This window comes from Moorena sp. SIO3I8 (assembly GCF_010692325.1).
Classification (GTDB): domain Bacteria; phylum Cyanobacteriota; class Cyanobacteriia; order Cyanobacteriales; family Coleofasciculaceae; genus Moorena.
Genome location: NZ_JAAHHW010000312.1, coordinates 1 through 1,889, shown reverse-complemented (window position 1 = coordinate 1,889; position 1,889 = coordinate 1). Strand labels below are relative to the sequence as shown.

Sequence of the window (1,889 nt, the reverse complement as noted above, 5' to 3'; positions counted from 1 at the left end):
AGTCCCCACTTAAAAAGTTGTGGGTAACTAATTAGCTCTTCGCGATAGGTTATACAAGACTCAAGTTTCGGTATAGGCAATGCCCGTAATTTTGGTAAGATATCCTCAGCACTATCTATCAGTTCCTTATAGGAAATTGCTAACTCTTCTAAAGAAGTAACAACCGTTCCTTGTTTGAAGAGAGAATTCAACAATGGTAAATCTACTGGCTCTAGGGCAGGTAGGGAGTTAGCATGATTTTCTAGTCTTTTTATATAGTCACCATAATACAGGTGATCTAGCATCGGTATTCGCAAAGACTCTCTCTTAAGTTTTCCCGGTAAACGTTTGAGTTTTTTAACTAAATAATTTTCATTCAATATCATAAAAATAGTTTTATAAAATCGATACTATAAGACCATCTATTTTCTAGGTTATAACTGATATAGTTACTTTTGCTAAAGCAATAGATAGCGTTTCTCATAACTATTAGGTGCGCTTTCCGTTGGCGAATTAAATTCGCCACGGGTCGCACCTGAACTAGACAGGATGTTTTCCCTACTCCCTACTCCCTACTCCCTACTCCCTACTCCTTGCTCCCTTTGCTCCTAAAAAAACTCACGAAACTTTTCCATAAGCATCTAAAAGTTTAGGCGCTTGATGACGCCATTCCAGCATTTCGTCCATCCTGCGTCTACCTTCTGCTCCCATTTTTTCTCTGAGTTGAGGAGACTTGAGAAGTTCGAGAATTTTCTCAGCAAACTCCAGCTCGTCATTAGGCGTAGCATAAACAGATGCATTGCCTGCAGAGTGTCTTCCCTCTCGGAGGTCAAACTGAACAATGGGTTTACCTAGAGCCATGTACTCCAAGATTTTATTCATAGTGCAGTTTTCGTTATAAGCCGATGTGGGAGAGGGTTCCACACATACATCGCAACTGGAAAGCCGCTCTAAAAGTGCTTCCCCGGTCTGAAATCCTGTGAATTCTACAAAATCAGTCAGGTCAAGCTGTTTAGATAAAGCCTTGAGGGTTTCAGCAGCAGGGCCACTGCCAATTAGCATGAAGTGAATATCTTGGCGCTTCTTTTCCTGCACAATGTAACGTATTGCCCTCAGAAGATAGTCAATGCCCTCCGGTTCCCCCATAACCCCCATATAACCGACCAGATAGTCACGACCTCTGCGGTAACTCGGGTTTGAGGGCATGATCCGAAACCGTTCTAGATCAGGAGCACTGCGCACTACAACTACTTGCTCTGGTTTCTTCCCCCCTCGGGTAAGGGCGACTTTGCGATGGGATTCATTAGTTGAAATCACCATGTCTGCCGTAGCATAAGTCAAGCGCTCAGCCCAGCGTAGACCATGATAGAAGATATCTTTTCGTCCATACTTGGCGATGTACATCTCCGGAGCCAGATCGTGGTGATCGAAGATTACTTTTACGCCCCGAAACAATTTAAACCATCCCGCCACTAGAACCATTAAATCTGGAGGATTACAAATGTGGATGATGTCAAAACCTTGCTCTCGCCATACTTGACTAGCTAAGCGAAATTGCCAATTCACAGCCCAGCTGTATTCTCGAAGATAGCCAGTAACCGAGCTTTCTTCTGGTGGTAGGGGATGGCGATAAATATGAATCCCTTCCATGACTTCATAATCTTTATCAAACCCATTCCCTTTGGGAGAAATTGTAGTAACTTGATAACCAGCTTTCTGTAAACTAGTAGCTTCCATCCATACCCGTCGGTCAAAGGGTACAGGTAAATTTTCGACAATTATTAATACTTTATAAAATGAAGTCATTAAAATTGATATCCTTAATAAAATTCGTAAAATTTATCACTAAATGTGTAAGCATTCAGCAGTCAGCCGTCAGCCGTCAGCTTATTTTATTCAAAAGCTGAAAG

1 protein-coding gene and 1 pseudogene are annotated in these 1,889 nt (G+C 42.0%); both read right to left on the bottom strand.

What is annotated here, in order from left to right; genetic code table 11:
* A pseudogene (locus F6K51_RS36535) lies at window positions 1–365 on the bottom strand (hypothetical protein); the annotation flags it as partial.
* A gap of 232 nt (window positions 366–597) precedes the next feature.
* Window positions 598–1,785, bottom strand: coding sequence for a glycosyltransferase family 4 protein (locus F6K51_RS36530; RefSeq protein WP_293030868.1), 1,188 nt, complete (start codon window positions 1,783–1,785; stop codon window positions 598–600).
* Window positions 1,786–1,889 lie beyond the last annotated feature (104 nt).

Excerpts from the sequence above, each read along its gene's own strand:
- F6K51_RS36530 (WP_293030868.1), bottom strand. The coding sequence starts at position 1,785 with ATGACTTCATTTTATAAAGTATTAATAATTGTCGAAAATTTACCTGTA.